This window comes from Rubellimicrobium arenae, from assembly GCF_017916275.1.
Classification (GTDB): Bacteria; Pseudomonadota; Alphaproteobacteria; order Rhodobacterales; family Rhodobacteraceae; genus Rubellimicrobium; species Rubellimicrobium arenae.
Genome location: NZ_JAFMST010000004.1, coordinates 206,291 through 232,585, shown reverse-complemented (window position 1 = coordinate 232,585; position 26,295 = coordinate 206,291). Strand labels below are relative to the sequence as shown.

Below are 26,295 nucleotides of genomic sequence, written 5' to 3'. Positions count from 1 at the left end.
TTTGGTGGCGGACGCGGGTTCGCCGGCCTTGTCTTTTCGGCCTTTCGTGACCAGCTAGAGCAAGAGCAAGAAGGGGAACACGGACAATGGCGAATGGAGGCCCGTGGGGCGGCAATCGTGGCGGCGGCAATGGCGGAGGCGACGACGACCGACGCCCCGATGACAGGCGACCGCCCCGCCGGCCCGGCGAAGGCCCCCAGATCCCGGAGATCGACCAGATCGTGAACCGGGGACGCGAGCAGCTTCGCGTGCTGATGGGCGGACGCGGCGGCATGCCCCCGCCCAACCGGGGCGACGACGGCCCCCGCGTGACGCGCGGAACGCTCCTGCTGGGGGCGGGCGCGCTCGCGCTGCTGTGGGCCTTCATGTCCTTCTACACCGTGCAGCCGCAGGAACGCTCGGTCGAGCTGTTCCTCGGGAGCTATTCCTCGACCGGGGAGCCCGGGCTGAACTTCGCCCCCTGGCCGCTGGTCACCTATGACGTGATCTCGACCACCACCGAGCGGACCGAGAACATCGGCTCGGTCGCGGGGGCGGGCAGCTCCTCGGCGGGGCAGTCCGACGAAGGGCTGATGCTGACCACGGACGCCAACATCGTGGACATCGGGTTCCAGGTCGTCTGGAACGTGAACGATCCGGCCAAGCTGCTGTTCAACATCGCCGACCCCGAGGAGACCGTCCGCGCGGTGTCCGAATCGGTCATGCGCGAGATCATCGCGGCCTCGAACCTGGCCCCGATCCTGAACCGCGATCGGGCCGAGATCGCGCAAAGCGCGCGCGAGAACATCCAGGCCTCGCTCGACGCCTATGACAGCGGCATCACCGTGGTCCGCGTCACGCTGGGCCGGGCCGACCCGCCGGCCGAGGTCATCGACGCCTTCCGCGCCGTCCAGGCCGCCGAGCAGGAGCGCGACCGCCTGCAGCGCCAGGCCGACGCCTACGCCAACCGGGCGCTGGCCGAATCGCGCGGGCAAGCCGCCCAGATCATCGAGCAGGCCGAAGCCTATCGCGCCCAGACGATCAACAACTCGGTCGGTGAGGCCTCGCGCTTCGAGGCGGTCCTGGCCGAGTACGAGAACGCGCGCGACGTCACGCGCGAGCGGATCTACATCGAGACGATGGAGCGCGTCCTGGGCGACGTCAGCAAGATCATCCTCGACCCGACCGTCGCCGGGTCCGACGGAAGCCAGGGCGTCGTGCCCTTCCTGCCGCTGGACCAGCTGATGCGGCCACCCGCGGCCACGTCGGCCCCGGCCGCCGCGCCATCGGCCGGCAACGCCGCCGCGGCTCCGGCCGCCACCGCCACCACCACGACCGTCACGGGGAACTGACCATGCGCCGCTCCGCAACCGCCATCCTGGTCGCGCTGGGCGTGGTCCTGGTGCTCCTGCTGTCCTCCATCTTCGTCGTCGACGAGCGCGAGAAGGCCCTGGTGCTCCAGTTCGGCCAGATCCGCCAGGTCCGCGAGGAACCGGGCCTCGGCCTCAAGATCCCGTTCATCCAGGACGTCGTGAAGTACGACGACCGCATCCTGAGCCTCGACACCGAGACCATCGAGGTCACGCCGTCGGATGACCGCCGGCTCGTGGTCGACGCCTTCACGCGCTACCGGATCGCCGATGTGGTGCGGTTCCGGCAGGCCGTCGGCGCCGGGGGGATCACGACGGCCGAGAACCTCCTGAACAACATCCTGAACGCGCAGATCCGCGCGGTGCTGGGCAGCGATCAGGTCACCTCGGACACGATCCTGTCGACGGACCGGCGCGCTCTCATGAACCGCATCCGGGAAGGCGCCCAGAACGAGGCGCAGGCTCTTGGGCTCAACGTCGTCGACGTGCGGCTCAAGGCGACCAACCTGCCGGCGCAGAACCTCGAGGCGACCTTCGCCCGGATGCGGGCCGAGCGGGAGCGCGAGGCCGCCGACGAGATCGCGCGCGGCAACGAAGCGGCGCAGCGCATCCGCGCCACCGCCGACCGGACGGTCACCGAGACCATCTCGGAGGCCGAGCGCGACGCGCAGATCACCCGAGGCGAGGCCGACGCCGAAGCCAACCGCGTGTTCGCCGACGCCTATGGCCGCGACCCGGAGTTCTTCCAGTTCTATCGGTCGATGCAGGCCTACACGTCCGCTCTGCGGGGAAGCAACTCGACCATGGTGCTGACGCCCAACAACGAGTTCTTCGATTACTTCTACCAGGGCGGGCGCGGCGGCGACGCGGGCGCCGTTCCGGGCGCGTCATCGGCCGGGGCGCCCGAGGCCTCGGCTGCGCCGGCGACCCCGGATGCGACCGGAGGCGTGACGGTCACCGTCGATGAGCCGGCCTCCGAAGCTTCGGCCGCGGACGAGGCCGCGCAGCCCGCGACGCCCTGATGGCCTGGGCGCTGCTCGGGGTTGGTCTCACGCTCGTGGTCGAGGGCCTGTTCTGGGTCCTCGCCCCCGGACTGCTGGAACGGATGCAGGAGGTGCTCCGCACCCTGAGCCACGACGAGCGGCGGCTGGCCGGGCTGGCCGCCGTCGCCCTGGGGCTTGCGCTGGTCTGGTGCGGTCGCCTTGTGGGCGGTTTTCCGTCATAATTCCTCACACCGTCTTGACGCTGCGCGATAGGAGTTTGCGTTGCGAAACGGTGCTCCTAGGTCGATGTTCACCAGCAACGATCCCCCGGGCCGACCCGGCGATCGCGACCATTCCGGCGGCGTCAGGCCGCCTTTCAAGGAGCCGCTCGTGACACTCAAGACCCTTGCGAAATCGCTCGCACTCCGCCCGACCGGGGCGGCCGCGTTGCTGCTCGGCACCGCTCTGACGCTGGGGCAGGTGCTCCCCTCGATCGCCCAGGACACGGCCACCACCCAGGACGAGACCGCGCTCCCGGGGACCCAGTCCCCGGACGCCGCCCTCACGCCGGACCAGCCGGCGATGGACCCCAGCGACGACCGTCCGCTGACCTTCGCCGACCTCGCCGACCAGGTGAGCCCGGCCGTCGTGAACATCACCACCACGAGCATCGTCGAGGCGCAGTCCGGTCCGCAGGGCATCGTTCCCGAAGGCTCGCCCTTCGAGGACTTCTTCAACGACCTCCAGGGGCCGAACGGCGCGCCGCAGCGCAGCCAGGCGCTGGGCTCGGGCTACGTGATCTCCTCGGACGGCTACATCGTGACGAACAACCACGTCATCGAGGGCGCCGACGAGATCCAGATCGAGTTCTTCTCGGGCGAGACCCGGGACGCAACCCTGGTCGGAACCGATCCCAGCACGGACGTGGCGCTCCTCAAGGTCGAGGCGACCGACCTTCCCTTTGTGGAGTTCGGCGATTCGGACGGCTCGGGCGCCCGGGTGGGCGACTGGGTGATGGCCATGGGCAACCCGCTGGGCCAGGGCTTCTCGGTGTCGGCGGGGATCATCTCGGCCCGCAACCGCGAGCTGTCGGGCACCTATGACGACTACATCCAGACCGACGCCGCCATCAACCGCGGCAACTCGGGCGGCCCGCTCTTCAACATGGAGGGCAAGGTCATCGGGATGAACACCGCGATCCTGTCGCCCACAGGCGGCTCGATCGGGATCGGCTTCGCCATGTCCTCGAACGTCATCAAGGACGTGGTGGCGCAGCTCAAGGAGTTCGGCGAAACCCGCCGCGGCTGGCTGGGCGTCCGCATCCAGGACGTGACGCCGGACATGGTGGACGCCATCGAGGGCCTGTCCTCGACGGCGGGCGCGCTGGTCACCGACGTTCCGGAAGGCCCGGCCCTGGACGCCGGCATGCAGTCCGGCGACGTCATCCTGACCTTCAACGGCGAGCCGGTCGAGAACACCCGCGAGCTCGTCCGCAAGGTCGGCGCCGCCCCCGTGGGCGATACTGTCACTCTCGAGGTGCTGCGCGCCGGCCAGACCGTGCCGCTGGAGGTCAAGCTGGGCCGTCGCGAAGAGGCCGAGGCCTCGGCGCAACCCGCCTCGGCGGATGGCGGCACCGATGCCGTGCCGCAAAGCTCGGAGGTGCTGGGCCTGACGCTGTCCGAGCCCTCGCCCGAGCTGATGGGCCAGTTCAACCTCGAGGACGGGACCGAAGGGCTGATCGTGACCGAGGTCGATCCGTCCTCGGACGCCGCCGGCAAGGGGATCGAGCCCGGTGACGTCATCACCGAGGCCGGCCAGAAGCCGGTCACCTCGGCCGAGGACTTCACCGCCGCGGTCGAGGCGGCGGAAGGCGCGGGCCGCAAGTCGGTCCTGCTGCTCGTGCGCCGTGGGGGCGAGCCCCGCTTCGTGGCGCTGTCCATCGAGGACGCGCAGGGCGGCAACGACCAGCAGTGACGGCTCAGGCCGGTTCATCCGGAAGGGCGCCCCTCGGGGCGCCCTTTCGCGTTGGGAGCCGGGCCCAGCGATAGACCCAGCCGTCGTGCGACGGCATCGAAGGTGGGTCCCCCACGTCCCGCACCGCATGCCGCGACAGGCGCTCCAGCCGGTGGCGCGGCAGGTAACTGCGGCCGATGTCCCCCACCAGAACGGTCACCGAACCGGGCTGCGCGTCGAAGCAGGCCGTGGCCCGGGCCGCGACCTTGGCGTCGTAGAACACGTCCCCGGCCAGGAGGAGGGCCGGTCGGCCGTCGGGCACGACCGGGGTCGTCGGGAACCCTGCCAGCCGGGTCTGGATCGTCAGGCCGTTGGCCTCGGCGTTGAGCTGCAGCGCCACCAAGGCCAGGGGGTCGGAGTCGAGGGCCACGACGCTCAGCCCCGCCCGGGCCGCCGCCAGCCCGGCAAGTCCCGAGCCCGCGCCGACGTCCCAGGTCTCGGGCCGGGCGTCTTCGAGCGGTCCAGCCAGATTTCCCTGGGCGATATGTTGGGCGAGCGCGAGTCCCCCGGGCCAGACATGGGCCCAGTACGGCGACCGTCCCGGCGGCACGAGCCGACGCAGGCCGCTGCCGGGGGCGGCGAGGTGAAGGCGGAGCCCGGTGCCCGGCACCTCCCGCAGGGGCAGGTTCGCCTGGATGAAGGTCCGGGCCTGCCGCTCCTGGGCGGGGCTGAGGGGAGGAGGGGTCATGCCGACCCGATCTAGCGGCCCCTCGGCGCCCGGGACAGGGCCCATCCTCGCCCCCTCTGGAAGCTGGCGCGGCATCGGCCTAGATTGGCGCGTCAACTTCAGGAAGGTCGCAGCATGGCCCGGATCACCTATGTCGAGCACTCCGGCAAGGAGCATGTGGTGGAGGTGCCCAACGGCCTCACCGTCATGGAGGGCGCGCGCGACAACGGCATCCCGGGCATCGAGGCCGACTGCGGCGGGGCCTGCGCCTGCTCGACCTGTCACGTCTACGTGGACGCGGCCTGGGTCGAGAAGCTGCCCCCCAAGGACCCCATGGAGGAGGATATGCTCGACTTCGCCTACGAGCCCGATCCCGTGCGGTCGCGCCTGACCTGCCAGCTCAAGGTGAGCCCGGCGCTGGACGGGCTGCGGGTGCAGATGCCCGCCCGGCAGATCTGAGGCAGCCGGCCCGAGGGCAGGGACCCTGAGGCCGGTCGGGACTCAGTGCGGCCAGGCGGCAAGCGCCAGGAGCGCGGCCATCTCGGTGAGTTGTTGCGCGGCCCCGCAGGTGTCGCCGGTCTGACCGCCGAGCCGCGCCTCGACCAGTCGCCACCAGAGCGCGGCGAGAGCCAGGACAGCCGCTGCGGCCAGGAAGGCCGAGGTTCCGGCCCCGGCCAGGGCCAGGCCGAGGGCGACCAGTCCGGCCAGCACGAGCGTCGGCGTCCCGGGCCGCCCGACCAGCCGCGAAAGCCCGCCGTCGCGCGCCGGGGGAAGGGCCCAGAGCACGGCCAGCATCGGCCAGCGGCTGAGCGCGCCGACGGCCACCAGCGGACCCCAGGCGTGGCCTCCGGCCAGGAGGCCGGACAGCGCGCTCCAGCGAATCAGGATCCCCAGCATCAGGGCAAGCGCGCCGTAGCTGCCGATTCGGCTGTCGGACATGATGGCGAGCCGCCGGTCCGGGGTGCCGCCCCCCCAGAGGCCGTCCGCGCTGTCCGCCAGCCCGTCCTCGTGAAGCCCGCCGGTTGCCATCGCCTGCGTGGCAAGCGCGAGGGCGGCGGCCACGCCCGGGCTCAGCCCGGCAAGGAGCGCGACGGTTGCGACGCTTGCGGCCACGAGACCGACGCAGGCCCCCGCGATCGGCCAGGCCCAGCCCGCGCGCGCCCCCCGGGGGGTGGCGGGCCAGGGGGCCGGGATGCGGGTCAGGAGAAGGAACGCCTCGCCCGGGTCCGACCGGCGAACAAGTTCCGAGTAAGGCATCCCGTAATTTCCTTTTCGTTTCCGAAGCACTAGGCAGTCGCCGAACCGAACGCAACGAGGATGCCCATGGCCCCTTTCACCAGCCTCGCCCAATTCCGCGAGGTCCTTGCCGCCGCCCCCGGCTGCGACCAGACGGCCCGCGAGACCGCCGAAGCGCGCAATGACCGCCTGACCAAGCCGCTCCGTTCGCTCGGGCGGCTCGAGGACCTGGGGATCTGGGTCGCGGGATGGCAGGGCACGGCCAGGCCGCGCATCGACCGCCCGCAGATCGCCGTCTTTGCGGGGAACCACGGGGTGACCCGCCGCGCCGTGTCGGCCTTCCCCGCCGAGGTGACGGCGCAGATGGTGGCCAACTTCCAGTCCGGCGGCGCGGCCATCAACCAGATCGCGCGAAGCGTGGGGGCGCACCTGACCGTCCACGCGATCGAGCTGGACCGGCCGACGGCGGATTTCACCGAAGGTCCCGCCATGACCGAGCAGGACTGCGTCGCGGCCCTGGCGACAGGCTGGGATGCGGTCGAGGCGGGGACCGACCTCCTGGTGGCGGGCGAGATGGGCATCGGCAACACCACCGCCGCAGCGGCCATTGCGACCGCGCTGTTCGGCGGCTCGGCCCGCGACTGGGTCGGGCGCGGCACGGGCGTCGATGAATCGGGGCTTCTCCGCAAGGTCGAGGCGATCGAGGCCGGTCTCGCCGCCAACCCCTCGGCCCGGCAGGACCCGCTGGACGCATTGCGCTGCCTGGGCGGGCGCGAGATCGCGGCCATGGCGGGCGCGATCGCGCGCGCCCGGGTGGACCATATCCCCGTGATCCTGGACGGCTTCATCTGCACCGCTGCGGCGGCGGTCCTGGCGCGCGCCGTGCCGGGGGCGCTGGATCATGCCGTGGCCGGGCACCAGAGCGCCGAAGCCGCGCACCGCAACATGCTCCTGCAACTCGAGCTGGACCCGATCCTGATGCTCGGGATGCGGCTGGGCGAAGCCTCGGGCGGGGCGGTCGCCATTGGCATCGTTCGCGCAGCGGTGGAGTGCCTGTCCGGCATGGCGAGCTTTGACGAAGCCGGGGTGACCGGCTGAGGACCCGGGGGCCGGGAGGGCAATGCCGCCCCGGCCCGCCGGTCCCGAGGTCAGCCGCCCGGAATCACCAGCACCTGCGTCTGCCCGCGGCGGACATAGTTCAGGACGTTGTCCCCGATGGCGGTGACCTGTCCGCCATCGAGGGAATCGCCGACGCCCACCCGGAGGTAACGGCCGTTGCCCATCCGCACGAGCGCGCGTCGGGCGTCGGGCTGGCCATAGACGCCGATCAGGTTGATGTCGCGCAGGGCCATGGCGTCAGCAAAGGTCGCAGCCTGCGCCACCGACGAGGCCGTCGGTCCGGAGGGCACGGCGGCGGCGGCGCTCGCCACCTCGGCCTCGCTCGACTCGGCGGCTTCGTTGGGCTGGAGACGGCCCGTGCCGACCCCGCCGGCGCCGCCCTGCCGGGCCGTGGCCTGCTGCTGTTGCCGCGGCTGCTCCTGCGCGGCGCGGGAGGTCCGCGACATCTGGTCCTGGACGACGCGGCCAAAGCCGTTCGGGCGCGTGTCGGGCACCCGGGCGCTGGCCACGGCCCGCGCGGTCGCGCCGGCCAGCGGATCGGGCGCGCCCTGCACGATGTTGGCCAGCGTCGATTGCAGATCGGGCGCGGCCGGAGCGGCGGGCGGCGGCGGCGCTTCGGCGACCTGCTCCTGCGAGGCGGGCTCGGACAGGGCCTGGGCGATCGCATCGGTCACGTCGGGACCGACCGGGGGCTCGGGCGCGTCGCGCCGCTCGGGGGCGAGTCCCTCGGGCCTCTGGGCCGGACGGGGGCCGTCGAAGGCGACCACCTCCTCCGGAGTCTCGGGCGCTGCAACCTCGGGTGCGAGATCCTGAGGACGGGATTCGGGGCGCAGCCCGGCGAGGGCCACGCCGCCGGGCGGAACGGGCACGTCCGCCCCGGCGGGAGCAGTCTCTTCGGCCGTCGCTTCAGCGGCTGCGGCGTCGGCGGGCGCGTCCTCGGGCACGAGGCCTTCGGGCCGCAGGTGCGGGACCTTGCCCGGCGGAGCGGCCATCGCGTTCACCCAGCCGGAGTTGTCCTCGGCCGAACTCTCGGAGCCTACCGGCGCTTCGGAGTCGGCCGGAGCCTCGGACTCGACAGGGGCCGGCACCGGAGCGCGGCTTCCCGGCCGGGTGGGGGGCACGATCTCCGGCGAGCCGGCCACGACGCGCACGCCGGCTGGCGTCAGCACCCCATCCGGGCTGGCGAGCACGCGGCCGCGGGCGTCGAGCGGGGTGCGGGTGCCGGGAGGGGGCGGGTTGACCGGTGCGGCGATCGGGGCATCCGGCTGCAAGGACACGAGCACGGGCGTATCGCCCTGCGGCGCCTTGTCGGCCGAAACCGCGAGGCCGGGCGTCGCGCTGCCTTCGGGGGAGGGCATCACGGGGAGGCGGGGAGCGCGCAGCCACACGCCCGTGGCGGCATAGACCCGGTCGGCCTCGTCGGCGCTGACCGGGGCGCCGGAGGCCGGGGCCTCGGGCTTGGGCAGGGCGGCGATCGCCTGGGCGACCGCTGCTGCGGCAGCGGCGCTGGCGTCCGGGCGCGGAGCCTCGGCGCTGGCATCCGCTGGGTCGGCGGCAGCGGCGGGCTCGGGCGGGACCGCTTCAGCTGGGGCCGGGGTCACGGGCTCTGCGACGGCCTTTGGCGTCGTGGGGTCCACGTCGGCCGAGGGCGGGGCCGCGACGCTGGCCACGGCGACCTCGGTCGCCGGGGTCGCATCGAAGCCCAGAAGCTCCGCCACGCTCCGGTCCGTCACCGACGCCATCAGAGCGACGGCTCCCATGAGGATCAGGAGGATGGCAGTCAGGATCAGCGCGAGAAACCTGGGCTTGCCGCCGACCCGGCCCGACTCTGTGGCGGGACGCGCGCCGAAGACGGTCATGCGCGCGGCCTCGGTCGTGGGGTCGGGACGGGGCTGCGTCTCGCGCCGCGCGGCCGGAGCCGAGGTCGCGCGGATCGCCCGCGCCGGTTCGGGGGCGGGGGCGGTGGCGGGGGCCGGAGCCGGAGCGACCACGGCGGCGCCTGCGAGCACGGGCGCGGCCGCCGGCATGACCGGGGTTGCGGGCGCGGCAGGCAGGACCGCGGCCACGCTCGGTTCCCTGCGGAGCTGCGGAGAGGGGGGCGTGACCTTGGGCGGGACACGGACCTCCGTGCGGGACGCGGCCAGGACAGGCGCCTGGCCGGCAGTCTGACGGGGGGCGGCGGCCAGCTTGGGCTCGCGTCGCGCGGTGTCCGCCTGCCGGGCCGCGATGGGGCGCGGCTCGACCGTCACGCCGTCGCGCGTCGGCCCGCGAAGGGGGCGGGCGCGGGATGCGAAGATGGGCTCGGGGACACCGGTGGCGGAGAGGGGCGCCGCCGGGACGGACATCTCGACCGCAGGTTCCGCGACGGGCGGCGGGACATCGTCCGGCGCGGCGTCGACGCTGAGCGATTCTGGCGCCGGAGAAGGGTCCGGTGCGGCGGACGCGATAACCTCGGGGACCTTGGGCTCGGAGGCCTCGGGTTCCGGTGCCACAGGCGCGGGGGCTGGCTCGACGGGGCGGACCTCGGGGTCGGGCTCGGACGCGGCAACCTCTTCGGCGCGAGCCGGTTCGGCCACCGGGCTCTCCGACGCTGGCTCTTGGGCCGTGGCGGGAGGCACCGGAGGCGTCGGTTCCGCAACCGGGGGGGCTGGGGTCTCGGGCTCTGACTCAGCCACGGCGGCCGCCGCCTGGGGCTCGGCCTGCTCCTGGCTGGTCTGGTCGCGGGGCGGCACGGCCTCTGCACCCGTGATCGACGCGGCCAGCGTGGTGGGTCCGAAGGACGCCTCGCCCTTGTAGAGCGCGCCGGGCGGTTCGGCGGCGAAGCTGATCGGCTGGAAGCCATGCTCGGCGGCGAAGGCTTCGGCCTCGTCCAGGGTCTCGCGGGCGACCGCGGCGACGTAGGTCCGGGCGCCGTCGCTCACATGGTCGATCACGAGGGCCTCGACCGGATAGGGGGTCACCCCGTCAAGGGCCGCCCGCACCTCGGCCGGACCCGCATCGGGGTCGTCGAGGGTCAGGTAGCGGACCTGCTCGTTGGGCAGGACGATCTTGGTGCCTGTCCAGGGCCTCCCGAGGTCGAGCCCGGCGCGGCGCAGCCCTGCCATGGCCCCGGCGAGGTCGGGGGAATCGAGCGGCACCTCGCCCACCGGCGACCAGCCGTCGGGGGTGCGATGCGATAGGCGGATCCCGTCAAAGGACAGGGAGAGGGCGAAATCGGGGGTCATGGGCGGGGCTTAGCATCCGCTGAAAGAGGGCGGAACAGAGGAGGAGTGCAGGAGTCCCCTACAGCAGCTTCCCGCGCATATCGAGCCGAAAGTCCGGATCTCCTGACCAAGGATCGCCTTGCGGCCTGCGTCATAGGGTCGGATGCATGGCGCAAACGAAAAGGAGTTCCGCATGCCCTCGATCCTCAAGGCCGCCCTTCCGGTCCTCTTGCTGGCGGTCGCGCCGCTCGCTTTGGCCGCGCAGGAGGCAGGAAACGCTCTGCCCCGCGTCATCCAGGTGGTGGGTGAGGGGCGGGCCACCTCCGTTCCCGACATGGCGCGCGTGTCGCTGGGCGTCGCCCACCAGGCCCAGACCGCGCGCGAGGCGATGGACGCCATGTCGCAGGGGGCCGGTGCCATCCTGGGCCGCCTGGGCACCGAAGGCATCGCGCAGAACGACATCCAGACCGGTCAGCTGATGCTCGAGCCCGCCTACGACTACAACACGCCCGACGGCACGCCCAAGATGATCGGCTTCACCGCGACGCAGATGCTCGATGTCACCGTGCGCGACCTGGGCAAGCTGGGCGAGGTGCTGGACGCGGTCGTCACCGATGGGGCGAACCGGGTGAACGGGGTGAGCTTCGACCTGTCCGATCCCGAGGCCGCCGCCGACGAGGCGCGCCGCGACGCCGTCGCCGATGCGCGCGACCGGGCCGACCTGTATGCCCAGGCCGCCGGGGTCGGCCTGGGCGAGATCGTCTCGATCAGCGAAGCCAGCGTCTACGCGCCGCCGATGCCGATGTACGACGCCCGGGGCGTGGCGGGCGGTGCGGCGGCCTCGGTGCCGGTCGCGCCGGGGTCCCTGAGCGTGACCGCCAGCGTCACGGTCACCTTCGCCATCGCCGACTGACCGGGGGAAGGGCGGCGCGAGTAGATCCCGCCGCCCCGCCGCTCAGATCCCGCAGAGCGGATAGCCCGGCGTCAGCGGGTCGCAGCGGACCCCGCGGGAGTCCACGCAGCCCGCCAGCAGCCCGAGAAGGCCGAGCAGGACGATCCGCGTCATGCCGACAGAGCCTGGTCGAGATCGGCGATCAGGTCCCGCGAGTCCTCGATCCCGATCGACAGCCGCACGGAGTCCGGCGCGACCCCGGCGGCGCGCTGCTGCTCCTCGGTGAGCTGGCGGTGCGTGGTCGAGGCCGAGTGGATCACGAGGCTTCGCGCGTCGCCCAGGTTGGCGACATGGGAAAACAGCTTGAGCGCGTTCACGAAGCGGACGCAGCCCTCGTAGCCCGCCTTGAGCTGGACCGTGAAGATCGCCCCCGCGCCCCGGGGGCAGATCCGGGCCGCCCGCGCGAAGTAGGGCGACGATTCGAGGCCCGCATAGGTCACCCCCGCCACGCGCGGGTCGGCTTCGAGCCAGCGCGCCACGGCCATGGCGTTCTTGACGTGCTTGTCCATCCGCAGCGACAGCGTCTCGATCCCCAGGAGGGTGTAATGCGCGCCCTGCGGGTTCATGGTCATCCCGAGGTCCCGCAGCCCGACCGCGATGCCATGGAAGGTGAAGGCCATGGGGCCGAAGGTCTCGTGGAACTTGAGCCCATGGTAGGCGGGCTCGGGCGCGGAAAGGGAGGGGAACCTGTCCGAGGCGGACCAGTCGAACTCGCCCGAATCGACGATGCATCCCCCGGTCACGGTGCCGTTGCCGGTCAGGTACTTGGTGGTCGAATGGACGACGATGGTCGCGCCGTGCTCGATGGGGCGGCAGAGATAGGGGCTGGCCGAGGTGTTGTCGACAATGAGCGGCACGCCCGCCCCCTTGGCCACGCGGGCCACCATCGGCAGGTCGGTGATGTGCCCGCCCGGGTTGGTGATCGATTCGCAGTAGACGGCGCGGGTCTTGTCGTCGATGGCGGCGCGGATGGCGGCTTCGTCGTCGATGTCGACGAACTTCGCCTCCCAGCCGAAGCGGCGGAACACCTGCGTGAGCTGCGTGACGGTCCCGCCGTAAAGCCGGGTGGAGGCCACCACGTTGCAGCCGGGCTGCATCAGCGGGAAGAAGGCCATGATCTGCGCCGCATGCCCCGAGGAGCAGCAGACCGCGCCCGCGCCCCCCTCAAGCGCCGCGATGCGGTTTGCGAGCGCCATCACCGTCGGATTGGTGAGGCGCGAGTAGATGTAGCCCACCTCCTGCAGGTTGAAGAGCCGCGCCGCGTGGTCCGCGTCTTTGAAGACGAAGGCGGTGCTTTGGTAGATCGGCACCTGCCGCGCGCCGGTGGCGGGGTCGGGCGCGGTCCCGGCATGAACCTGCAGCGTGTCGAAGTGGAGCGGTTTGTCGGCCATCTTGGTCCTCCCTTGGCAGGGGAACCTTAGACGAGCCGGCAGGTCGCATGAAAGAGAAGGCGTTTTCCCGCAAACCTGTCGCGGGAGAAGATCACCAGCCCGAGGGGGGATGGTGGGCGACCCTGGAATCGAACCAGGCATGGGTCTCCCCGGCGGAGTTACAGTCCGCTGCCGCACCTTGCAGCTCGTCGCCCGACGCGAGGCGGGAGATAGCCGCCCCGCGCGAGGGGGTCAACACGAAACCTGGGGATGGATCGCGCGACGGCGCCGCGGTTCCCGGTTAGGGGGTCTCGACGGCCGGAGGCTGGTCTCCGGGCCGGCCCGTGCCCTCGGCTTCGCGCCAGCCGGCCTGCCAGGTGCGGAACTGCTCGGTGCCGGCAGGGTAGGGGTTGGACAGCAGCGCCTGCCGCTTCACGCCCGCCTCGTAGCCCGCCCGCCAGGCGGCTTCGCTCGTATCCTCGGCCATCGCGCCCTCCGCATCCGCACCCGAGAGATAGGCGATCGCGGCCCGCCGGCGAGGTCCGGCTTGCGCCCCGGCCTCATGCGGGGCAATGACGGCCCAGCCCGGCCAGCGGAGGCGCGCCATGAAGAAACCCCAGTGGGTCATCGAGAAGGAGCGCGCCCGTCGCGTTTCTGCGCAGGAAACGATCTGGCTGTTCGGCCTTCATGCGGTGCGGGACGCGCTGCTGAACCCCCGGCGCAAGCGGCTGCGGCTCGTGGTCACGGCGAACGCGGCCGAGAAGCTGGCCGACGCCATCCCCGCGGGCGGCCTCGAACCCGAGATCAGCGATCCGCGCAAGTTCGCGGCCCCGCTGGATCCCGAATCGGTGCACCAGGGCGCCGCTCTGGAGGTCAAGCCGCTCGACTGGGGCAGCCTGCGCGACGCGGCCCTGTCCGAGGGGCCGGGACCGGCGCGGCTCGTCCTCCTGGACCGGGTGACGGACCCCCACAATGTCGGCGCCATCCTGCGCTCCTCCGAAGTGTTCGGCGCCCGTGCCGTGGTGGGGGTGGAACGCCACGCCGCTCCGGAGACGGGCTCTCTTGCCAAGGCGGCGTCGGGGGCGCTGGAGCGTCAGCCCTATATCCGCGTTCGGAACCTGTCGGACGCCATGGAGGAGCTGCGGGATATGGGGTTCCTGCTCCTGGGCCTGGCGGGGGAGGCCGAGCTGACCATCGGGGAAGCTCTGGAGGGACGGCGGGATCGCCCCGTCGCCTTCGTCCTTGGGGCCGAGGGGCCGGGGCTGCGCGACAAGACCCGCGCAACCTGCGATCAGCTGGTCCGGATCGGAGCGGCGGGAAGCTTTGGTTCGCTCAACGTGTCGAACGCTGCGGCTGTCGCGCTCTACGCCGCATCGCCGGAGTCAGTCGGTTCCAAGGCTTCCAGCTGATCACGGAACCGTGATCGCAATTTTTTTCGAAGCCTTGGAACCTATGGCGTCGTCGCGCGTCTTATAACTGACGCACACATGGAACCTGTGCGTTTCGCTTCACTGTCCCTCGTTCCACACCTTGCGCCCGGGCCTTTGCCTGGGCGTTTTTTTTGAAGGGCCCTGTCCATGACCCCTGACGATGACCTAGTGCGCGACGTGTTGCAGCGCGTTCGAACCATCGCCGTTGTTGGCTTCTCCGCTAATCCCGGGCGACCCAGTCACGGAGTTGCGAGGTATCTCCAGACCAGAGGCTATCGCGTGATCCTGGTCAATCCAGGGTTGGCTGGACAAACGTTCTTGGGCGAAAAGGTGCGTGCCTCACTGGCGGAAATCGGCGAACCCGTGGACATGGTCGACGTTTTCCGCCGAAGCGAGGAGGTGGCGGGGGTGACGGAGCAGGCGCTCGCACTAGATCCTCTGCCCTTTGCCATCTGGACGCAGTTGGGCGTGCAAGATGACGCCGCTGCCGAGCAGGCGCGGGCGCGCGGCGTGAAGGTCGTGCAGAATCGGTGTCCCGCGATCGAGATCCCACGCCTGGGCATCGCGACGCCGTAACGGGCCCCGCGCAGGGATCTTGTGCCGATGCAGTATGGCCGAAAGATGGCGGCGGGCCGTCAGCCCCGCGCCGCTTTCTCCTCAAGACCGGAACGGCCTTCCCGCCGTTCGAGTTCCGCTTCGATGTCGGCCAGGGTCACGTCCCGCGCCGCGCACATGACGAGAAGGTGGTAGAGCGTGTCCGCCGCCTCGGCCACGAGCTTGGCCCGGTCGCCCTTGACGGCCTCGACGATGGCTTCGACCGCCTCCTCGCCGAACTTCTGGGCCGCCTTCTCGGGTCCCTTGGCGAGCAGCTTGGCCGTCCAGGAGCTGTCCGGGTCGGCGCCTTTGCGGGACTCGATGGTTGCGGCAAGGCGGTGAAGGCTCATGACAGGCGCACCGGGATGCCGGCCGCGGCCATGTGGGCCTTGGCCTCGGGCACCGAGAAGGTGCCGAAGTGGAAGATCGAGGCCGCGAGCACCGCGCTCGCGTGGCCCTCGGTGACGCCCTCGACCAGATGCTCGAGCATTCCCACGCCGCCCGAGGCGATCACGGGAACCTCCACCGCGTCGGCCACCGCGCGGGTGAGCGGGATGTTGAACCCCGCCTTGGTCCCGTCCCGGTCCATGGAGGTGAGCAGGATCTCCCCGGCGCCCCTGGCGGCGACGGTGCGCGCGAAATCCACGGCGTCGATGCCGGTGGGCTTGCGGCCGCCATGCGTGAAGATCTCCCAGCGGCCGGGCTCCACGGTCTTGGCGTCGATGGCAACCACGATGCACTGCGACCCGAACCGGTCGGCCGACCGCGCCACCACGTCCGGGTCCGCGACGGCGGCGCTGTTGAAGCTGACCTTGTCCGCGCCGGCCAGCAGCAGCGCCCGGACATCCTCGGGCGTCCGGACGCCGCCCCCGACCGTCAGCGGCATGAAGCAGCTTTCGGCCGTGCGGGTCACCAGGTCGAACATCGTGCCCCGGTTCTCGTGGGTGGCGTGGATGTCGAGGAAGCAGAGCTCGTCCGCCCCCGCCGCGTCATAGGCCTTGGCGGCCTCCACGGGATCGCCGGCGTCCCGCAGCTCGACGAAGTTGACGCCCTTCACGACGCGCCCGTCGGCCACGTCCAGGCAGGGGATGATGCGGGTCTTGAGCATGGCGCCGCCATAGCGCGGAAGCGGGCCCGGGGCCAGCCTAGACCACGGCCCAGCCGCGAATCTCCTGCAGGCGCGGGTCCTTGACGTGAATGGCGTCCAGCATCGCGAACAGCACGTCGCCCAGGGGGTGGCCGATGGCCTCGGCGCGCCGGATGTAATGCGGCCGCCACGGCTTGAGCGCCTTGAGAAGCTGCGCCGCATCGTCCCGCAGATAGAAGCCGTGATTCTCTCCGCCCCGGTAGTCGGCCACGGCGACGGCGGGACCGTCATCCATGCCGCCCTTGCGGTTCCAGTCGCCGAGATAGAGCACATGGCGCGCCGGGTGGTCCGGGTCGCCCGGGCGCCAGCGGACGGAAAAGCGGGCCAGTGGCTCCTCCCGGTGGACGAGGCGGCCCTCGGCGCTTTGGGCGGGCTGGCCGCAGCAGTCGCAGAGGACACCCTCCTCGACCTCCGGGATGACCACGATTTCCTGCCAGCGCAGCGCCATCAGTCCGCCAGGAGATCCAGCGCCGCGCGTAGGTCCACCGCCCCGTCGTAGAGCGCGCGGCCGGTGATGGCGCCCGACACGACGCCGGTCGCCTTGAGCCGTTGCAGGTCGTCGAGCGAGGAGACCCCGCCGCTCGCGATGATGGGGATGGACACGGCGCGGGCGAGCGCGGCCGTGGCCTCGACGTTGGGGCCCTGCATCGCACCGTCGCGGGCGATGTCGGTGTAGATGATCGCGGCGATGCCCGCGTCCTCGTAGGCGCGGGCGAGATCGGTCACCGTCGCGTCCGTTTCGGAGGCCCAGCCGCGCGTCGCGACCTTGGCGCCGCGCGCGTCGATGCCCACGGCGACCTGCCCCGGATAGGCGCGGGCGACCTCGCGGACGAAGTCCGGATCCTCGACGGCGGCGGTGCCCAGGATCACGCGGCGCAGCCCGGCCCCGAGCCACCGTTCGACCGTCGCGCGGTCGCGGATGCCGCCGCCAAGCTGGGCGGGCACGGGGCAGGCGGCCAGGATGGATTCCACGGCCCGGGCGTTGCGCGGCTCGCCCGCGAAGGCCCCGTCGAGGTCCACGAGGTGAAGCCATTGCGCCCCCGCCTCGACGAAGGCCCGCGCTTGCGCGGCCGGGTCGTCGTTGAACACGGTCGCGGCGGACATCTCCCCCCGGAGGAGGCGCACGGCCTGGCCGTCCTTGAGGTCGATGGCAGGGAACAGGATCATCTCGGACTCGGGCTCTGTGGGGGGCGCCTCCCTCTCGCACGAGGGGGGGCGGAATTCAATCCGGCCGGGCGGCTGTGCGCCAGTGCGCGGAACGGCTCGCTTGGGTCGGCGTTACCGGGCGTCAGGATGAGGAGAATCGACATGCCCCGCATCGAGGCCGGCGACGGCACCGCGCTCTACGTCAAGGACTGGGGGCAGGGCCGCCCCGTGGTGCTGATCCACGGCTGGCCGCTCAATGCCGATTCCTGGGAGCATCAGGCCTACCATCTGGCCAAGGCCGGCCACCGCGTCATCGCCTACGACCGCCGCGGCTTCGGCCGGAGCGAGCAGCCCTGGGATGGCTACACCTACGACACGCTGGCGGATGACCTTGCCGCCGTGATCGACGGGCTCGGCCTGCAGGACGCGGCCATCGTCGGCTTCTCGATGGGCGGGGGCGAGGTCAGCCGCTACATGAGCCGCCATCAGGGCAAGGGCGTCCGCAAGGCCGCGCTCCTGGGCTCGATCGCGCCCTGCCTCGTGCAGGCGGCTGACAATCCCGACGGCGTTCCCAAGGACACCCTGCAGGGGATGCAGGAGCAGATCCTCAAGGACCGGCCCGAGTTCCTAAAGGGCTTCTTCAAAAACTTCTATGGCCAGGGGCTGATCTCGGGCGTGAGCGAGGGCGTCCTGCACTGGTCGCTGCACATGGCGCTGCTGGCCAGCCCCAAGGCCACGGTGGCCTGCATCGACGCCTGGCAGGAGGATTTCCGGCCGGACATGGCGGCCTTCGACGTGCCGACCCTGGTGATCCACGGCACCTCGGACGCCATCGTGCCGATCGATCCGACCGGCCGGACCGCGGCCAAGATGATCCCGCGCGCGCAGTTCAAGGAGTACGACGGCGCGCCCCATGGCTTCCTCGCCACCCATGCGGAACGCGCGACGCAGGACCTCCTCGACTTCCTGGCCTGACGGGCGCCTAAGGCCTCCAGCCCAGGAAGTTCCGGATGATCCGGAGGCCGGTGGCCTGGCTCTTCTCCGGGTGGAACTGGGTCGCGATCACGTTGTCGCGGCCCACGATGGCAGTGACCTCTCCGCCATAGTCCACATGGGCCAGCCGGTGGGCCGGATCCGCGACCCGCATCTGCCAGGAGTGGACGAAGTAGGCGTGGTCGCCCGTTGCCACGCCGTCCAGCACCGGGTGGGAGCCCGTCACCACCAGGTCGTTCCAGCCCATGTGCGGCACCTTGAGCGCCGGGTCGGCGGGCGCGATCCGCACCACCTCGCCGGGGATCAGACCCAGGCCGGCAACCGTCTCGAACTCGTGGCCGACGCTGGCCAGGAGCTGCATCCCCACGCAGATGCCGAACAGCGGCTTGCCCGCGCGCACCGCCTCGAGGATCGCCTCCTCCAGCCCCGGCGCGGCGGCCAAGGCCCGGCGGCAATGCGGAAAGGCCCCGTCGCCCGGCAGCACGATGCGCTCGGCCCTCCGCACCACCTCGGGGTCCGAGGTCACCTGGATCGCTCTCCCCTCGGCCATTCGCACGAAGGCCTTCTCGGCCGAGTGGAGGTTGCCCACCCCGATGTCGATCAGCGCGACGGTCACAGCGCGCCCTTGGTCGAAGGGAGCGCGTCGCCTGCGCGCGGGTCGGCCTCCACCGCCATGCGGAGCGCCTTGGCCACGGCCTTGAAGGTCGCCTCGGCGATGTGGTGGCTGTTGAGCCCCCGCACCTTGTCGACATGCAGCGTGATCCCGCCATGCGTGCTCAGCGCCTGGAAGAACTCGCGCACCAGCTCGGTGTCGAAGGTGCCGATCTTGGAGGTGGGGAACTCCACGGCAAAGGCCAGCCAGGGCCGGGCGGACAGGTCCAGCGCGGCCTCGACCTTGGCGTCGTCCATCACCAGGGCAAAGTGCCCGTAGCGCCGGATGCCGCGCTTGTCGCCCACCGCCCGGGTCAGCGCCTGCCCGATGGCGATGCCCACATCCTCGACCGTGTGGTGGTCGTCGATGTGAAGGTCGCCCTTGGCCGTGACCCGCAGGTCGATCAGCGCGTGCTTGGACAGCTGGTCGAGCATGTGGTCGAAGAACCCCACCCCGGTCCGGCAGTCCGAGACCCCGGTCCCGTCGAGGTCCAGCGTCACGGTGATGTCGGTCTCGCGGGTGGTCCGCGTGATGGTGGCCTGCCTCATGGCGTCCTCCCCGGCTGTCGCCCCGTCCGCATGGCCCGCATGGGGAACGCCGTCAAGGCCACGACGATTCAGGAATCCTTAAAGGGCCGGGGCTAGACTCGGCCCAACGCCTTCAGAAGGGAGAGCGGGATGCGAGCGATGATCCTTGAAGGGGATGCGGCCCTGCGCGACCGCCTTGCCCTCACGCTGGCCGGCGCGGGCTTCGAGGTCCTGCCGCTGGGCGCGATCGGACCCGCCAAGGAGGCGGCCCGTCGCTCTGCCGTGGATGTGCTGGTTCTGGGGGAGATGGTCGCCGGGCGGCTCGCGCATGATGTGGCTCTGCTGGCGGAATGGCGCAATCCGGGTCTGGCGGTCATCCTCATCTCGGACCGCACGGGGGAGGCTGTGGCCGAGCTCTTCGATCTCATCCCATCGCTTCAGGCCGTCATGGGACGGCGGATCGACTGGGAGATGCTGGCGCGGATCGCGCGCGGCGCCGTTCGAACCAGGGGCGTGGGAAGGCCTGGACCGGCGCAGACGCCGGGGCCGGAGGGTCGAACCGTCACCAGCCGCAGCGCGGCGCCGACCAGGATGCCGATGCCTCGATCCGTCCGCGCGGCAGCGGCTCCGGGTTTCCCTGTCGATGGGGGCCGTATGCCGCCCGTCGCCCGCCGCCTGCACCTGGCCTGACACCGTGGCGCCAACCCTCGCCGGCCGGGATTGCCCCTCGCCATCCCACCGTGCGACGGTCGCGCCGATCCGACCATCCAGGGACCCTGCCATGTCGCCGTGCGTCTTCGTCCAAATCCGCTGCCGTCCCGGCTCGACCTACCGCGTCGCCGAAGCCATCGCTCTCAAGGAGATCCACTCCGAGCTTTATTCGACCAGCGGGGACTGGGACCTGCTGATGAAGCTTTACGTCCCCGAAGGCGCGGACATCGGCCACTTCATCAACGAACAGCTTCTGGACATCCCGGACATCGAACGGTCGTTGACCACGCTGACCTTCAAGGCGTTCTGAGGGCAGCCCGGTCCCTTGCTGGGCCCCTGGCTTCCGTGGACCAACTCGTTCGTGGCGGTCAGGGCTGGCGTGATTGTTGGCTCCTTGGGCGACATGCATGAACCGACGTGGCCGCGCCGACTGGTCTCGTCCGGCTCGCGGCGCCTCCAGAGGCCATGGCCCTCGGGCCAGCCCGACCGCTGTCGTGCCCACCCACCTCGCGGTGTGACATCCCCGACGGCAGCCTGCGAAACAGGAACGACGGTACAGGACCCCGACCGGACTTGGCGCCGGTGCCGCGGCCCAACCCCGACCGGGCCCGGCGCTCACTTCACCGCGCCCGCGGCCATGCCCTTGATGATGAACCGCTCCAGCAGGATGCCAACCAGCACCAGCGGCAGGATCGCGGCCGAGGACAGCGCCGCCATCGACCACCAGTTGATGCCCTGCGATCCCGTCTGCGACGCCACCATCACCGGCAGCGTATTGGCGTGGGTCGAGGTCAGCAGGGCGGCGAAGAAGTACTCGTTCCAGGTGAGCACGAGGCTGAGGATGAAGGCCGCGACCATGCCGGGCAGGGCGATGGGGAGGATGATGGTCAGGAACGCCCCCCAGATGGACAGCCCATCCACCAGCGCGGCCTCCTCCAGCTCGGTCGGGATGCCCGCGAACTGGTCGCGCATGATCCAGATGACGATGGGAAGGACGGTCAGCGTGTAAAGGAGGATCAGCCCGATCCGCGTGTCGAGCAGCCCCAGGGCCTTGTAGAGCACCAGGAACGGCAGGGCGAGCACGACGGGCGGCAGGATGAGCTGGCTGAGGAAGAAGAACGAGATGTCCGAGTTCCGCATCCACGCCCACCTGTAGGAGAACCGCGACAGCCCATAGGCCGCGAGGCTTCCCAGCGCGACCGCGAGGGCCGAGGAGCTGAGCGACACCACGACGCTGTTCATGAACCGCTTCATGAACTCGGCCCGGGGGGTGGACTCGGCGGCGAAGGTGTCGGGCGACAGGCCCAGCGACCGGAACCCCAGCCAGGACGGCTGGTAGTCCACGAAGGGGATTAGGTGGCCCTGCATGACGTTCGGGGCCATCTTGAAGCTCGTGGTCAAGGTCCAGTAGATCGGGAACAGGCAGATCAGGGACCACAGGATGAGCGCGCCATAGATCGCGATGCGGCCCGTCCACCACCGCGCGCGATGGCGCAGGTCGGTCTCGCTGTCGCGGAAGATCGGGGCTTCGACGGTTTCGGTGGTCATGCTCGCCCCTTCAGGTCTGCGGCCGGGTGAAGCGGTCGGCGATCTTCATCAGGATCGTCATCACGATCACGATGACGACCAGGTACACCATGGCAAGCAGCGTGCCGTAGCCCACGTTCGACCGGTCGCGGTATTCGCGGAAGATGAAGCTGGTCACCGTGTCGGTGGCGCCCCCTGGCCCGCCCGAGGTCACGTTGATGACGATGTCGGCCAGCTTCAGCTTGAAGATGATCCGGATCAGGATCGCCGTCACCGAGACCGGCAGCATCAGGGGGAACGTCACCTCCCAGAAGCCGCGCCACCCCGAGGCGCCGTCCACGCGCGCGGCCTCCTGCACCTCCCGCGGGATGGCCTGCAGACCGGCGAGCAGCATGATCATCATGAACGGGATGTAGGTCCAGGCGTCCATCGCCATGATCGTCAGCTTGGCGATGACCGGGTCGCCGAAGAACGACGGCGTGTCCCAGCCCAGGGCGCGGCCCAGGCGGGCGAGGGGGCCGAAGCGCGGCTCCAGCATCGACTTGCCGATCATCCAGGACACGGCGACGGGCGACAGCATGAGCGGCAGCAGGAAGGCCACGCGGAAGAACTTGCGCGCCCGGATCTCGGCGTTCAGCAGCAGCGCCAAGCCGAAGGCGATCGTGTACTCGACCACGATGGCGAGGCAGTACCAGGCCATGTTGCCCAGGGCGTTCCAGTAGAAGGGGTCGTGCCACATCTGCACGATATTGGCGACGCCGTTGAACTGCCGTCCGGTGGGCGAGCTCAGGTTCCAGTCGGACAGGGCGATCAGGATCCCGAACAGCAGCGGGAACACGGTCAGGGACACCACGAAGAGCACGGCGGGCAGCACGAACAGCACGCGCTTGCCCTGCTCCCCCCGCATGAGCACCTGTCCCCAGCAGAGGCAGGCCGCCCAGGTCAGGTAGGCATAGAGCGTGGGCCGCCAGGTTTCGAACCAGGGGGTCATCCAGCCCATCGACTGGGCCATCTGGAGCAGGAAGAGCGCCACGAGAAGGACGCCCGATCCCCAAATCAGGGCGCGCCCCAGCGCCACGCGGGCGGGTGGAAGGTCGTCGGCTGTGACGACGTGGAGAAGATCGCCGGTGGTGTTCAACTCGGGCCCCGGTTCAGGAGGGACGGGAGGCGCCGGCACGACGCCCCCCGTCGGGTCGATCAGGTCGGGCGCCCCGGCCAGCCGGAGCCCCCGTCGGGCAGGCGGATGGCGCCAGCCCTCAGTTCATGCCCAGCGACGCCTTGTAGAGCGCGACCTGGCTGTCCCGGCCGATCTGGTCGGTGATCCGCTCCCAGGCGGCGGCGATGGCGTCCGCGGTCTCCTGCGCGCTGGCGTACTGGCCGGACAGGCCCTTCACCAGTTCGTCCTCGGCGACCGAGTAGTACTGGAAGATGCCGGGGATGCGCGGCTCGATGGCGGCGTTGGGGTGGTTGTAGCTGTCGAGGTTCGAGCCCAGATAATCCTCGACGAAGGCGCGGTCGTAGCCCGCCGCTTCCCACTCCGCATAGTCGAAGTGCGAGTTGCGGTAAGGCTGGAAGCCCGACGGATAGGCCGCCATCCAGAGCGACAGGTCCTTGCCGCCCAGGTGCGCCGCCGCCGACCAGGCTGCCTTGCGCTTGGTCTCGTCGCCCGAGACGCGGTTCGTGACGTAGATGCCCCAGCCCAGGTAGGCCATGTTCGGGGCGACGTTCGGCCCGTCGGGCAGCGTCTCCCATTGGCCGGTGGCGGCGTTGTAGACGTCATCCGACCCCGGGTTGACCGAAAAGCCCGCCACGTCGCCCACCACCGAGGTGTCCGAGGTGCGCGCGTTCGAGCCCACGTCGCCCCACCAGGTCAGCATCGCGCCGGTCCCGCCCAGGAACTGCGAGAAGGCCGTCGCGTTCGGGTCGGCGTTCACCTGGTCGGGCGGGTAGGCGCCTTCGGTGCCCACGAGGTCCATCACGTCCTGGATCGCGCGCACCCAGGCCGGGTTGTTCACGCGCGGCTTCATCGTGTCGGGATCGAAGAGCCAGGCCGCATCGCTCGGATGCTTGGCGTAGGGGGCCGCGCGATCCTCGAGGAAGTAGAAGCCGAAGCCGCCCCACTGGTACTTGAGCGGGTCCAGGAAGCCATAGGCCGGCAGCCCGGTCAGCGGATCCGTCTGCCCGACGATCTTCTTGGAGAATTCGTTGACCTGCTGCCAGGTGGCGGGCGGCTCGGTCATGCCGGTCGCGGCCGAGATGGTGGGGTCGGTGAAGTAGTCCTTGCGGTAGGCGAAGGTGTGGCAGTCGCCGTCGATGGTGACGCGATAGGTCTTGCCGTCCCAGGTGCCGACCGGGGGCTGGAGGTAGCCCACGTAGTCGCCCATGTCGATCTGCTCCTTCACCCAGTCGGGCATCTCGTCAAGCAGGCCACGTCCGGCGGTGTCGCCCTCGAAGGGGGCGCCCATCTCCAGGATGTCGAAGTCGACGGTCCCGGTGGCGATCGCCTGCTGGAGCCGCGGGTTGTAGTCGGCCTGGGCGAGGTCGATCCAGTTGATCTTGGCGCCGGTGTAGGCCTCCCAGGGCTTGAGGAAGCCGCGGAACAGGAAGTTGTGCAGGTTCTGGTTGTTGAGCCCCATGAAGGTGAGCTCGACGCCCGCGAACTCGCCTTCGGCGACGCTGGCCCTGGTGGGGCCCAGGCACAGCTCGCCCACCTGCTGCCAGTGCGCGTCCGTCGGGCTGCCCGCGCCCACGCCCGGGATCTGCAGGATCTGCGCGCGCAGCGCCGCCGAGTCCTCCTGCGCCATGGCCCCGCGCGGCAGGCCCATCGCCGCCATCGCGCCCAGGCCCGCCGCGCCCTTCAGCAGGCTCCGCCGCGACAGGGCCGACCGGACGGCCAGCTCGAACAGATGTGTCTTCATTCGTCCTCTCCCCTTGGTCTCGGAAGGCCATCGAACGGACCGCCTGCACTTCATCCCGCGGGTGCCCCTTGGGGGGTCTTTCGCCGCAGGTCCGGGCCGTCCGGGCTCTGCCGGATGAGGGAACCCTTCCCGCGATCCGTCCTTAAGTCAAGCGACCTGACATGTTAGTATGTCCAGCCCGGTGGACAGGTCCGGCCGGCTCGGCTACCAGATTGGAAAACAGGCGCCGGGGAGGGAACATGGCCGACGTCGCGATCCGTGATCTACGAAAGGCTTACGGGGCCCAGGATGTCCTGCATGGCGTCAGCCTCGACATTCCGGACGGGCAGTTCGTCGTGCTCGTCGGCCCGTCGGGCTGCGGGAAGTCCACGCTCCTGCGGATGATCGCGGGGCTTGAAAGCATCACCTCGGGCCAGATCCGGATCGGCGAGCGGGTGGTGAACAACCTTCCCCCGTCCGAACGGGACATCGCCATGGTGTTCCAGAACTACGCGCTTTATCCGCACAAGACCGTGGCGGCGAACATGGGGTTCGCCCTCAGGATGGCCGGCATGCCCAAGGCCGAGATCGAGGAGCGGGTCAACCGCGCCGCCGACATCCTGAGCCTCAGGCCCTACCTGGGCCGCTATCCCCGCGCCCTTTCCGGGGGGCAGCGGCAGCGCGTGGCGATGGGGCGGGCCATCGTGCGCAATCCGCAGGTGTTCCTGTTCGACGAGCCGCTCTCCAACCTCGACGCCAAGCTGCGCGTCCAGATGCGGACCGAGATCCGGGCCCTCCATCTCCGGCTCAAGACGACGACCGTCTATGTCACGCACGACCAGATCGAGGCCATGACCATGGCCGACCGCATCGTGGTGATGAACGGCGGACGCATCGCGCAGGCGGGGGCGCCTCTCGACCTGTACGATCGGCCTGCGAACACCTTCGTCGCGGGCTTCATCGGATCGCCCTCCATGAACCTGATCGAGGGCGTGGGGCAGGGGGAGGCGGTCGCCGCCGGGCCGCTGCGCCTGCCCGCGCGCGGCGCCGCGGAAGGCCGTCGGATCATCTACGGCATCCGGCCCGAGCATTTCGAGTTGGGCGGCAGCAGCGAGGCGCCGGGCCTCGACGCCGTGGTCAAGGTCGTGGAGCCGACCGGCTCCGAGACCCATCTCGTGGCCGACGTGGCAGGAAGCGAGGTCGTCGCCGTGTCGCGCGACCGGCTGGCCGTCAAGCCGGGCGACCGCATCCGGCTCCAGGCCAACCCGGCCCGGGCGCATCTCTTCGACGCCGGCACCGGCGAACGGATCAACTAAGGGGACAGACATGCTCAAGGGGCTCGACAACCGGCTGAACGCCGACGTGCTTTATGCGCTTCGCGCCATGGGACACGGGGACCTGCTGGTCATCTGCGACACCAACTTCCCGGCGGACAGCATCGCCCGCGAGACCGTCCTGGGCGAACTGCTCCACATGGAGAACCTCAAGGCGAGCGAGGCGATCGAGGCGGTCCTGTCCGTCCTGCCGCTCGACACCTTCGTGGACGACTTCGCGGGCCGGATGGAGGTCGTGGGCGAGCCCTCGACGGTGCCGCAGGTCCAGATCGAGGTGCAGAACGTCATCGACCGGTTCGACGGCCGCGAAGCCCGCATGATCGGCATCGAGCGCTTCGCCTTCTACGACAAGGCGCGCACCGCCTATGCCGTCATCCAGACCGGGGAGCGCCGGTTCTACGGCTGCTTCATGTTCCGCAAGGGCGTGATCCCGCCGGAATCGTGA

At 70.7% G+C, this 26,295-nt stretch carries 28 protein-coding genes and 1 tRNA gene; 14 read left to right on the top strand and 15 right to left on the bottom strand.

Features of this window, described 5'->3' with window-relative positions; translation table 11 throughout:
- Window positions 1–86: 86 nt before the first annotated feature.
- From hflK to J3P31_RS07970, 4 genes are all read left to right on the top strand, one after another.
- Window positions 87–1,331, top strand: a complete 1,245-nt coding sequence (hflK, locus tag J3P31_RS07985) for an FtsH protease activity modulator HflK (protein WP_210527892.1) — start codon at window positions 87–89, stop codon at window positions 1,329–1,331.
- 2 nt (window positions 1,332–1,333) lie between these two features.
- Window positions 1,334–2,371, top strand: a complete 1,038-nt coding sequence (gene hflC / locus J3P31_RS07980; RefSeq protein WP_210527891.1) for a protease modulator HflC — start codon at window positions 1,334–1,336, stop codon at window positions 2,369–2,371.
- Window positions 2,371–2,574, top strand: a complete 204-nt coding sequence (locus J3P31_RS07975; RefSeq protein WP_210527890.1) for a DUF2065 family protein — start codon at window positions 2,371–2,373, stop codon at window positions 2,572–2,574. The genes hflC and J3P31_RS07975 overlap by 1 nt, the downstream gene beginning before the upstream one ends.
- A gap of 64 nt (window positions 2,575–2,638) precedes the next feature.
- The gene (locus J3P31_RS07970; RefSeq protein WP_210527889.1) at window positions 2,639–4,306 is read left to right on the top strand and encodes a Do family serine endopeptidase; all 1,668 of its coding nucleotides are present in this window, start codon (window positions 2,639–2,641) and stop codon (window positions 4,304–4,306) included.
- A gap of 4 nt (window positions 4,307–4,310) precedes the next feature.
- On the opposite strand, the gene J3P31_RS07965 is transcribed toward J3P31_RS07970, so the two are convergent.
- Window positions 4,311–5,033, bottom strand: coding sequence for a class I SAM-dependent methyltransferase (locus J3P31_RS07965; protein ID WP_210527888.1), 723 nt, complete (start codon window positions 5,031–5,033; stop codon window positions 4,311–4,313).
- Between the two features lie 114 nt (window positions 5,034–5,147).
- Between J3P31_RS07965 and J3P31_RS07960 the strand changes: the two genes are divergently transcribed.
- Window positions 5,148–5,471: a 2Fe-2S iron-sulfur cluster-binding protein gene (locus tag J3P31_RS07960; protein WP_210527887.1), complete on the top strand. Its 324-nt coding sequence runs from the start codon at window positions 5,148–5,150 to the stop codon at window positions 5,469–5,471.
- Window positions 5,472–5,513: 42 nt separating this feature from the next.
- Here J3P31_RS07960 and J3P31_RS07955 read toward each other — a convergent pair whose 3' ends face one another.
- Window positions 5,514–6,269, bottom strand: a complete 756-nt coding sequence (locus J3P31_RS07955) for an adenosylcobinamide-GDP ribazoletransferase (protein ID WP_210527886.1) — start codon at window positions 6,267–6,269, stop codon at window positions 5,514–5,516.
- A gap of 66 nt (window positions 6,270–6,335) precedes the next feature.
- On the opposite strand from J3P31_RS07955, the gene cobT reads away from it, so the two are divergent.
- Window positions 6,336–7,346, top strand: a complete 1,011-nt coding sequence (gene cobT, locus J3P31_RS07950; RefSeq protein ID WP_210527885.1) for a nicotinate-nucleotide--dimethylbenzimidazole phosphoribosyltransferase — start codon at window positions 6,336–6,338, stop codon at window positions 7,344–7,346.
- Window positions 7,347–7,396: 50 nt separating this feature from the next.
- Here cobT and J3P31_RS07945 read toward each other — a convergent pair whose 3' ends face one another.
- Window positions 7,397–10,591, bottom strand: a complete 3,195-nt coding sequence (locus J3P31_RS07945; RefSeq protein WP_210527884.1) for a hypothetical protein — start codon at window positions 10,589–10,591, stop codon at window positions 7,397–7,399.
- A 172-nt stretch (window positions 10,592–10,763) separates the two neighbouring features.
- On the opposite strand from J3P31_RS07945, the gene J3P31_RS07940 reads away from it, so the two are divergent.
- Window positions 10,764–11,483, top strand: coding sequence for an SIMPL domain-containing protein (locus J3P31_RS07940; protein ID WP_210527883.1), 720 nt, complete (start codon window positions 10,764–10,766; stop codon window positions 11,481–11,483).
- A 149-nt stretch (window positions 11,484–11,632) separates the two neighbouring features.
- On the opposite strand, the gene J3P31_RS07935 is transcribed toward J3P31_RS07940, so the two are convergent.
- The 3 genes from J3P31_RS07935 to J3P31_RS07925 all read right to left on the bottom strand — a co-directional run bounded on the left by J3P31_RS07935 (window position 11,633) and on the right by J3P31_RS07925 (window position 13,499).
- Window positions 11,633–12,913 carry an O-acetylhomoserine aminocarboxypropyltransferase/cysteine synthase family protein gene (locus J3P31_RS07935; RefSeq protein WP_210527882.1) on the bottom strand — a complete coding sequence of 427 codons (1,281 nt, stop codon included), beginning with the start codon at window positions 12,911–12,913 and terminating at the stop codon, window positions 11,633–11,635.
- 110 nt (window positions 12,914–13,023) lie between these two features.
- Window positions 13,024–13,107, bottom strand: a tRNA-Tyr gene (locus J3P31_RS07930).
- An 86-nt stretch (window positions 13,108–13,193) separates the two neighbouring features.
- Window positions 13,194–13,499, bottom strand: coding sequence for a ribosome modulation factor (locus tag J3P31_RS07925; RefSeq protein ID WP_210527881.1), 306 nt, complete (start codon window positions 13,497–13,499; stop codon window positions 13,194–13,196).
- On the opposite strand from J3P31_RS07925, the gene J3P31_RS07920 reads away from it, so the two are divergent.
- Both J3P31_RS07920 and J3P31_RS07915 read left to right on the top strand, forming a co-directional pair.
- Entirely contained in the window at window positions 13,498–14,301 is an 804-nt protein-coding gene (locus J3P31_RS07920) for a TrmH family RNA methyltransferase (protein WP_210527880.1), read from the top strand. The two genes, J3P31_RS07925 and J3P31_RS07920, sit on opposite strands and share 2 nt — an antisense overlap.
- Window positions 14,302–14,469: 168 nt before the next feature.
- Complete coding sequence (locus J3P31_RS07915) at window positions 14,470–14,898, top strand: CoA-binding protein (protein ID WP_210527879.1); 429 nt, start codon at window positions 14,470–14,472, stop codon at window positions 14,896–14,898.
- Window positions 14,899–14,957: 59 nt separating this feature from the next.
- Here J3P31_RS07915 and J3P31_RS07910 read toward each other — a convergent pair whose 3' ends face one another.
- Genes J3P31_RS07910 through hisA form a run of 4 tightly spaced genes read right to left on the bottom strand, consistent with a single transcriptional unit; the run spans window position 14,958 to window position 17,230 of the window.
- On the bottom strand, window positions 14,958–15,266 hold the full coding sequence (locus J3P31_RS07910; protein ID WP_210527878.1) for a phosphoribosyl-ATP diphosphatase: 309 nt from the start codon (window positions 15,264–15,266) through the stop codon (window positions 14,958–14,960).
- On the bottom strand, window positions 15,263–16,024 hold the full coding sequence (hisF, locus tag J3P31_RS07905) for an imidazole glycerol phosphate synthase subunit HisF (protein ID WP_210527877.1): 762 nt from the start codon (window positions 16,022–16,024) through the stop codon (window positions 15,263–15,265). Before hisF ends, J3P31_RS07910 begins: the two co-directional genes overlap by 4 nt.
- A 37-nt stretch (window positions 16,025–16,061) precedes the next feature.
- A complete protein-coding gene (locus J3P31_RS07900; protein ID WP_210527876.1) occupies window positions 16,062–16,511 on the bottom strand; it encodes a hypothetical protein in 450 nt (149 codons plus the stop codon).
- Window positions 16,511–17,230 (bottom strand): 1-(5-phosphoribosyl)-5-[(5-phosphoribosylamino)methylideneamino]imidazole-4-carboxamide isomerase, encoded by a 720-nt coding sequence (hisA, locus tag J3P31_RS07895; protein ID WP_210527875.1) that lies wholly within the window; start codon window positions 17,228–17,230, stop codon window positions 16,511–16,513. Before hisA ends, J3P31_RS07900 begins: the two co-directional genes overlap by 1 nt.
- Window positions 17,231–17,371: 141 nt before the next feature.
- On the opposite strand from hisA, the gene J3P31_RS07890 reads away from it, so the two are divergent.
- Window positions 17,372–18,184 (top strand): alpha/beta fold hydrolase, encoded by an 813-nt coding sequence (locus J3P31_RS07890; protein WP_210527874.1) that lies wholly within the window; start codon window positions 17,372–17,374, stop codon window positions 18,182–18,184.
- 7 nt (window positions 18,185–18,191) lie between these two features.
- Here the strand turns inward: J3P31_RS07890 and hisH are convergent, their stop codons facing one another.
- Both hisH and hisB read right to left on the bottom strand, forming a co-directional pair.
- The gene (gene hisH, locus J3P31_RS07885; protein ID WP_210527873.1) at window positions 18,192–18,818 is read right to left on the bottom strand and encodes an imidazole glycerol phosphate synthase subunit HisH; all 627 of its coding nucleotides are present in this window, start codon (window positions 18,816–18,818) and stop codon (window positions 18,192–18,194) included.
- Window positions 18,815–19,402 (bottom strand): imidazoleglycerol-phosphate dehydratase HisB, encoded by a 588-nt coding sequence (gene hisB / locus J3P31_RS07880; protein ID WP_210527872.1) that lies wholly within the window; start codon window positions 19,400–19,402, stop codon window positions 18,815–18,817. The genes hisH and hisB overlap by 4 nt, the downstream gene beginning before the upstream one ends.
- 129 nt (window positions 19,403–19,531) lie before the next feature.
- Between hisB and J3P31_RS07875 the strand changes: the two genes are divergently transcribed.
- Both J3P31_RS07875 and J3P31_RS07870 read left to right on the top strand, forming a co-directional pair.
- Window positions 19,532–20,071 (top strand): response regulator transcription factor, encoded by a 540-nt coding sequence (locus tag J3P31_RS07875; protein ID WP_210527871.1) that lies wholly within the window; start codon window positions 19,532–19,534, stop codon window positions 20,069–20,071.
- A gap of 91 nt (window positions 20,072–20,162) precedes the next feature.
- Window positions 20,163–20,402 carry an Lrp/AsnC ligand binding domain-containing protein gene (locus J3P31_RS07870; RefSeq protein WP_210527870.1) on the top strand — a complete coding sequence of 80 codons (240 nt, stop codon included), beginning with the start codon at window positions 20,163–20,165 and terminating at the stop codon, window positions 20,400–20,402.
- A 305-nt stretch (window positions 20,403–20,707) separates the two neighbouring features.
- Here the strand turns inward: J3P31_RS07870 and J3P31_RS07865 are convergent, their stop codons facing one another.
- The 3 genes from J3P31_RS07865 to J3P31_RS07855 form a co-directional block, all read right to left on the bottom strand.
- Complete coding sequence (locus tag J3P31_RS07865) at window positions 20,708–21,640, bottom strand: carbohydrate ABC transporter permease (protein ID WP_210527869.1); 933 nt, start codon at window positions 21,638–21,640, stop codon at window positions 20,708–20,710.
- Window positions 21,641–21,650: 10 nt separating this feature from the next.
- Entirely contained in the window at window positions 21,651–22,757 is a 1,107-nt protein-coding gene (locus J3P31_RS07860) for a carbohydrate ABC transporter permease (protein ID WP_210527868.1), read from the bottom strand.
- 118 nt (window positions 22,758–22,875) lie between these two features.
- On the bottom strand, window positions 22,876–24,537 hold the full coding sequence (locus J3P31_RS07855) for an extracellular solute-binding protein (protein WP_210527867.1): 1,662 nt from the start codon (window positions 24,535–24,537) through the stop codon (window positions 22,876–22,878).
- Between the two features lie 239 nt (window positions 24,538–24,776).
- Between J3P31_RS07855 and J3P31_RS07850 the strand changes: the two genes are divergently transcribed.
- Both J3P31_RS07850 and J3P31_RS07845 read left to right on the top strand, forming a co-directional pair.
- On the top strand, window positions 24,777–25,832 hold the full coding sequence (locus J3P31_RS07850) for an ABC transporter ATP-binding protein (protein ID WP_210527866.1): 1,056 nt from the start codon (window positions 24,777–24,779) through the stop codon (window positions 25,830–25,832).
- A gap of 10 nt (window positions 25,833–25,842) precedes the next feature.
- Window positions 25,843–26,295, top strand: a complete 453-nt coding sequence (locus J3P31_RS07845; RefSeq protein WP_210527865.1) for an RbsD/FucU family protein — start codon at window positions 25,843–25,845, stop codon at window positions 26,293–26,295.